Source organism: Nostoc sp. CHAB 5715 (genome assembly GCF_020829685.1).
In the GTDB taxonomy this organism is placed as follows: Bacteria; Cyanobacteriota; Cyanobacteriia; order Cyanobacteriales; family Nostocaceae; genus Nostoc.
The window spans coordinates 1-6,855 of the sequence record NZ_JAIVFR010000347.1; the positions used below are offsets into that span (position 1 = coordinate 1).

A 6,855-nucleotide genomic window follows, 5' to 3' on the forward strand; every position below is an offset into this window, starting at 1 on the left:
ATCCCTAAAAGAGATGCCTATGCCGGACGCGTAGCCAGAAGCGGAGAGAAAATCATTGCCATCGCCCCCAGAGAGCAGATTATTGCCTAATGAAGAGTCAACATTCAAGTTATCGTCACCAGCACCATTGAGGGTGTCATTGCCACCATTCCCAAAAAGCAAGTCATTACCAAGACCTCCATTAAGGCTATCGTTATTGCTACCCCCATTGAGGGTATCATCGGCGTTAGTTCCTTGTAAGATTGCCATATTTTTGTCTCCTAAAGTTGTAAACTTTACTATTATCTGCGTTGCTGCTTAAATATTATTTATATTCTTGGTTTAAGCAGGGCGATCGCATCTATACTACTCTTTACCACAAACAAGGTATTGTTAATTTCATGTTCTATTGATGATGAGCCATACCTATGTAGTCAGGTCAACGTTTGCTACAATTGCAATTAGCTCATTACCAGCAGGAAGTTTGGCGAAAATCAAAGTATCAAGCTGAGTTATCTGAGATTTAGTTTCAAGTTGATAAGTCACAGCTGGACTAAGTTGCAACTGATCAATACCTTTCTCAAAGCCCAAAATAAGAGCATAGTCCCTGTCACCAGCAGCTGTATAAAAAGCGCCTTTCGCATCCCCAAGCACAAAGAAATCTTTCACGCCATCGCCAGAAACGTCTGTGACGATGCCGTTTCTGTCAACCGCACCGCCACCTATTAATTGATCTCTCTCAAATAATTCTACGGTAGCATCACCACCTGATCCTGCACCAGCGCCAAATCCATTGAGAGTGTCACTACCAGCACCCCCTACGAGAAAGTCCTCAAAAAATCCTTCAGGAGCATCAGGAGAGCCGCTAAGGCTTCCAGTTAGACTATCATTACCATCGCCCCCAAATATTACATCACTACCCTGACCTCCATCGAGGGTGTCATTGCCAGCATCCCCAAAAAGAAAGTCATCCCCTGCACTTCCGGAGAGATTATCATTTCCGAGTCCCCCATTCAGGGTGTCATTACCGAGACTTCCAAGGAGGGTATCATCGCCGCTATCCCCATTCAGCAAGTCATCACCAAGACTTCCACTCAGCTGATCATCACCGCTACCCCCATTCAGGGTATCGTTACCAAGGTTGCCAGACAAGTTGTCATTCCCATCTCCCCCATTCAGTAGGGAATTACCACTGATACCTGTAAATATCTTGTCATTACCGCCTCCCCCAGTCAAAGTATCGTTACCACCAAGACCAAAAATCGTGTAACTCTTAGTATTAGTGTTTCCTCCTGGGACATTTAATAGATCGTTGCCGCTAGTTCCTTGTAATAAACTACTCCTACCTCCAGATGTACCGTTATTACCGTCTCTCCCGGTCAAGATATCGTTCCTACGACTAAAAAGATTCGCGATCTCATCAGCATTATTATTGTCTCCTATATTGTTGCTGTCATTTATTTCTAGAATTGCCATATTTTTTTACCTCGCAAATTCTTGGTTGAAGTTGCCAATGTGTAGTGGGTAATCATCCTAAGAGGATGTTTTGAAAGTATTTTGCTGTGATTTTAGACACTTCTCGATCCCCCTAACCCATGCCAGTCGGTCAAAATAATTCGTAATTTATAATGACGCTCGTTCCTCGCTACCGCTACGCTAACGTAATTCGTAATTATTACCCCACGACTGAAGTCGCTTGCTCGTCCCCTTTAAAAAGGGGGATTTAGGAGGATCTAAAACGTGTTGATAGCAACAATAGGACTTTTAAAACATCCTCTTAGCTATTTTTGAGCGTTAGGTTCATTGCTAAATTATTGTTTTACTCAAAAATATTTGTAAAAACTGCCCTAAAAATAGGCTAAATTAGCCCCTCACAGGAAACTATCACCTATCAAATTGAAGCCTATAAATCCGAAGTTGCTTAACAGGTTATTATTTATTCCTATCCCAATCCCATCACCTAAAGATGAATTCAAATCAGTGATGACATTAGCACGCCCAGAAGCAGAAGTTGTTGTTGTACCTAGAAATAAACTGCGATTAGTACCTCTGGTAAGTGTATCAGTGCCTAAATTGCTGACGAAAGTACTGTTATCTTGACCTCCTAATAGCAAATCGTTCGCGTTACCTGCGGTGTAGGAATTCGTAGCTACCACGGTAATCCTATAGGATGTTGCTCCGGGTACGAAAACTTCTTCACTCCTGTTAATGGTTAAACCTGTAGGGGAAGAAATGCTGACGTTAATGCTGCCGCCGGCACCACTCGGATTGACGTAGGACAGACCTGTCAAAAAAATACTGCTCATTAGATTTCCTCTTGATCTTGCTAGATATAATATAATACCGACTAATACCGACTTGACCAGAGAGGAGAGGAGCAAGGAGCAGGGAGCAGGGGAGAAGATGGTGTAATTTCCCTACCAAGAGGGTTTCAGAGCAAAGAAATTTATTGATGCTTAATGTTAAATATTTATTTCGAGATGCATTACGACAGGAAATAATACGTCCAAGTTTCAGCAGACATAAATTTATTTATGGCGTTCTCCCCTAAGCTTTGTGCCCCCTGGCCCCTTTCCTCTTCTTTGACAGATTATGATACTAAAGCTCAAGTATGAGTAGCCACAAACTGAAAACGAACGTAATAGTAGAGGTTTGTGCCCTTACGAATCAGGAAGCAAACACCATTAGTAATAGAGCGATAAGCTTGATGGTATGGGTAATGCTTACCGCTTGAAGGTAACTAGGGGTATCGTCTCTTATGCTGAAGTTAACGTTGTTTTGTGAGTTTTGTGATATCCCTGGCTTTAGCTGAAATGTCCAGATGGTAAGACTTCTAAAAATGTTTTGGTTTACTGAGTATGGTACTTGTTTAGATGCTGAACTTTGGAGGAGCTACCCTAGCATTACTCGACTTGAGAAGAGCCTTCCTACATTAACAAACAGATATCACCTTGCGTAAAGAGGTAAGTCTTGCAACTGTCTAACTAACTGTGTTAACATTGAATCGAATTTAGAAAATTGCTGAAAACTATAAACCAAGATAGTTTTCAGCAATCTTTGAACATCCAACAGTAGGTTGAGTAGAGTACAAGATAACCCAACAAAACAATTGCTATGGAGTGTTGGTTTTCTTACTCACTCTAACCTGCTTTTGTTTTTAGGCTTAAGCTTAACTAATCCAGTTGGATCAATTATTAGGGAACTTTGGGCGGAATCTTTGGCGTTACAAAGTTGTCTTTGTTAGCCACATTATACGGTAGCAGCAATAGCGTTAACGAAAGTCTCAGAGCGATTGTCTTCGACTTGAACACCACCAACAACGCTGCTGAAGGTTCTGTTTCCGGTAGCATCAGCGCTAACAACTAATTCAGCAGTGTTTCCTTGGATACCATTCAAGTTAGTGTTAACTACCTTGTTGAATCTTTCATCAACAACAGCTGTAACTCTCTTGTCTGCTGTGAAGATGTTGGCGATGTTAGTACCACGACCACCGAGAATTTCTTCAGAGGTATTTTCCAAGTAGTTTAGATCAGAAATAATCATTTGAGTTTCTCCTGAAAGTTGTAAATTATTTGCGGAATCTTTGGCGTTACAAACTTGTTTTTGTCAGCCACATTATTACTATAATTCATTTCTCAGGAAAGTCAATACTTTTTTCAAAAAACTCTTATTAAAAAAACTAATATACTTTCTGCTTAAAAGGATTATATAGAAGCATTATTTAAAAGTAAAAACAAGCATACTAAAATTAAACAGTAATTAGATTTTTTACTGCCCATCAAGAGTTTTAGCGATTTAATTTAAGTTTCTAATCGCGCTAAAATAGCATTTTGCAGATGTATTTACAAAATAGACAAAACGAAAAAATATTAAATTTTTAAGCAAACAATAGCAGCATCAGCAACATTTTCTAAGAGGTTGTTTGAAAAGTCGTTGGCTGTATCTTTGCACTTATTGATCCTCCCTAACCCCCCGATAAATTGGGGGGAACCAAAATCAAAGTCCCCCAATTTATCACGGAGCCAGTGCAGTGAGGCAGCCCCCGTCTTGGCGGTTCCCGTCGTTAACGCAGCGTAAAGCCTTCTCTTCTCCTTCTCCTATCAAAGACGCTGCACGAACAAAGACGCACTCGCACTCAAGACGCTGCGCGAACGGCATAGCAACGCTATGAGCGAGTCTTCTCCCTTGGCGTTAGCCTCTCCCTTTGGGAGAAGGGGAGACGCTTTAGCGCAACAAGCCTCTGGGGGACTGCCGAACCCGAAGTATCTTGGGGGTTTCCCCCATGAGCAACTGGCGTGGATTTAGGGGGATCTAGAACGTTTCGCTACTGAAAAGAGGACTTTTCAAACATCCTCTAACTCTAGAAAAATCTACCTTATATTCAGAGAAGATAGTTAGCTAAAAAAACTTTTGGAATTTAATACCTATTTAGTTTTGGTAAATAATATATCTAGTAATTATTCGTGCGATCGCAAATTTGCGTCTGAGCCAGGGCAAACGCATCCAAATTACTATTGATCAGAACCAAGGTTAAAATCCAATAACTTCTTTTACCGAAAAAGGGATAGAAAAGCCTTAACAGGGAACACAAAATAATTTTTAAACTTTAGCTGTGAGTCTGAAGCTCACTCAAAAAAAGATGTTTTTCGAGACGCGTAGCGTAAGAATTGCGGTATCCAAGTTTTCAATCCCACATTTAAAAACGTGGGTTAGTGGGCCCTTGCTACCTGTTGGTTGTTAGGAGTTCCATTCTGAATAGTAGCAGAAATAGCGTTAACGAAAGTTTCAGAGCGATTGTTTTCGGTTTGCACACCACCAATGACGCTGGTGAAGGTATTGTCGCCAGTAGCATCAGCGCTAACAACTAATTCGGCAACATTTCCTGTTAAACCACCCAAGTTAGTGGTAATTGTCTTGGTGAAGGTTTCATCAACATTAGCTGTAACTGTCTTGTTTGTAACAAACAAGTTGTCGATGCTAGTACCACGACCACCGAAAATTTCTTCAAAGGAATTTTCCAAGTAGTTTATATCAGAAATAATCATTTTAGTTTCTCCTGATAATTGAAACTCTTTTGAGTGTTTTTGGCGTAAGCCACTTATTTTTTTCGACACACAATTACTATACTTTATTTCTAGAAAAAGTCAATGTTTTTGAATAATAAAAGTCATTAAAATAATTAATCCATTACACGACAAATCATCAAAAATAGGATTAATTAAACTAATCAAAAATAGCTAAAAAATTTAAGCATTGATTAAAATTATTCCTGCCTAACAAGCTTTATAGGTATTGAAGTTATTTTGTATAGGTAGAAAAATATCTCTATCTATAGATGTATTTACAAAAAATTAAAAATAGAAATTTTATATCAAACTTTTAAGCAAACAATACATTACTAACATTTGTATAAGCTATAGACATCTACCCTAAGTCAGAGAATATATTTAGCTACAAAAACATTTGCAATTTCATCACCTATTTAGTTTTGCTCGCCGGACATATCTAGCAATTCCTCTTGCGATCGCACAACATCTGAGTCGAACTGAGTGACAATTTTCATCGCATTGATTTGTTGCTTTAACCAATTAGAAAATGATTCTGTAATGATTTTTTGGCGCAATTGTTCATCTAATTGGGGTTGAATAATTTCTTCCACCCAAATTAAATGCACCCCTTTGGGAGTTGTAATCGGTTTGAGAGCTTTTGGCGGTACAGTAGCAAATACACCTGCTGCAATCTCTGGGCGAAAATCTTTGCGGTATCGGAGTCCTTGATATCCATAAGCACGGCGGAGTTCTGGTTCTGGAATATATAAACGAGCAATTTCAGGAAAATTAATTTCGCCTTCTTCTAGGGCATAAAAAAGCTCTAAAGCCAAGTCTCGATCCTCAAAGACGACTTCGTAGGTAACGGCGGCGACATAATCTAGTTGGTGTTCATAAAAGTGCTTTTCGAGTTGATCAGAAAATAAATGATTTGCTAACTTCTGCGAAAGGATGTTATTGTAAGCTAATTCTTCAAACTCATTCACAGACAGGTGGTGTTTTTCTAGCCATGCCCAAGTGTCTTTAGCTTTGACAAGCTTCTTAGCAAACCTTAAGCCATCTCCTTCTTGCTGTAGTTCTTCTGGTGTGACCGTAATTCCTAGCTCTTGAGCTGCTTTGGTAATGATGCTTTGCGATGCGATCGCCTCCACTACATCAGGTATCTGACAGGAGAGTTTAAGACTGTGAATAATATCTGAACTGGAAATTGTCAGACTGTGGGGCATAACACGATATCTCCAATAATTTAATTAAGGGCATGGGGCATTGGGCATGGGGCATGGGGCATGGGGCATGGGGCATTGGGCATTGATTATTCCTCTTATCTCCCTTGTCGTATTTTTTCCAGTGCGTAGCTTTCCTCGGTAGGCATCGCTCTGACTAAATTTCAAAACCGCCTTTTTGCAGTTTCTTGAACGGATCTAAAACAAAATCAATCACGCGGCGTTGGCGAATGATCACTTCAGCATTTGCTGTCTGACCGGCACCTAATGGGATACGTTTGTTGCCATTTTCGACATACTGCTGATCTAAGGTGATTTCTAATTCATAGTTTTCGATGTTCCCTTGGGGAGTTTGGGTAATTTTCGAGTCAGGAGAGATCCAAGTAACTTTCCCTGGCACGATGCCATACTCCTGGAAAGGATAGGCATCAAACTTGACTTTAACTGGCATTCCTACCTTCAAGAAACCACTATCCTGATTAGGCATATTAGCTCTGAGTACGAAGTCTGCATTCTTGGGTGCGATTTGGGCAATCCTTTGACCGAGTTGTACTACTGCTCCCGGCTTCGTGGTGGGTAATTCAAAAATCACCCCATTAATTGGC

The 6,855-nt window shown here is 40.2% G+C and carries 9 protein-coding genes; 1 reads left to right on the forward strand and 8 read right to left on the reverse strand.

The annotated features are described in order from the left end of the window. The 4 genes from LC574_RS19490 to LC574_RS19505 form a co-directional block, all read right to left on the reverse strand. Window positions 1-249, reverse strand: a 249-nt coding sequence (locus tag LC574_RS19490) for a calcium-binding protein (protein ID WP_368736707.1), incomplete at its 3' end; no start/stop codon positions are given. A 156-nt stretch (window positions 250-405) separates the two neighbouring features. Further along, complete coding sequence (locus LC574_RS19495; protein ID WP_229455035.1) at window positions 406-1,455, reverse strand: calcium-binding protein; 1,050 nt, start codon at window positions 1,453-1,455, stop codon at window positions 406-408. A 395-nt stretch (window positions 1,456-1,850) separates the two neighbouring features. Beyond that, window positions 1,851-2,285: a hypothetical protein gene (locus tag LC574_RS19500; protein WP_229455028.1), complete on the reverse strand. Its 435-nt coding sequence runs from the start codon at window positions 2,283-2,285 to the stop codon at window positions 1,851-1,853. Window positions 2,286-3,228: 943 nt separating this feature from the next. Continuing rightward, window positions 3,229-3,522 (reverse strand): hypothetical protein, encoded by a 294-nt coding sequence (locus tag LC574_RS19505; RefSeq protein ID WP_229455029.1) that lies wholly within the window; start codon window positions 3,520-3,522, stop codon window positions 3,229-3,231. Between the two features lie 624 nt (window positions 3,523-4,146). On the opposite strand from LC574_RS19505, the gene LC574_RS19510 reads away from it, so the two are divergent. After that, window positions 4,147-4,284, forward strand: coding sequence for a hypothetical protein (locus LC574_RS19510; RefSeq protein WP_229455030.1), 138 nt, complete (start codon window positions 4,147-4,149; stop codon window positions 4,282-4,284). A 404-nt stretch (window positions 4,285-4,688) separates the two neighbouring features. Here LC574_RS19510 and LC574_RS19515 read toward each other — a convergent pair whose 3' ends face one another. The 4 genes from LC574_RS19515 to LC574_RS19530 all read right to left on the reverse strand — a co-directional run. Next, complete coding sequence (locus tag LC574_RS19515) at window positions 4,689-5,024, reverse strand: hypothetical protein (RefSeq protein ID WP_229455031.1); 336 nt, start codon at window positions 5,022-5,024, stop codon at window positions 4,689-4,691. Window positions 5,025-5,461: 437 nt separating this feature from the next. Next, on the reverse strand, window positions 5,462-6,253 hold the full coding sequence (locus tag LC574_RS19520) for a peptidylprolyl isomerase (RefSeq protein ID WP_229455032.1): 792 nt from the start codon (window positions 6,251-6,253) through the stop codon (window positions 5,462-5,464). Between the two features lie 24 nt (window positions 6,254-6,277). After that, entirely contained in the window at window positions 6,278-6,418 is a 141-nt protein-coding gene (locus LC574_RS19525) for a hypothetical protein (protein ID WP_229455033.1), read from the reverse strand. Then, window positions 6,408-6,855 (reverse strand): HlyD family efflux transporter periplasmic adaptor subunit (locus LC574_RS19530; protein WP_229455034.1); only part of this gene is annotated, 448 nt, incomplete at its 5' end. The genes LC574_RS19530 and LC574_RS19525, both read right to left, overlap by 11 nt.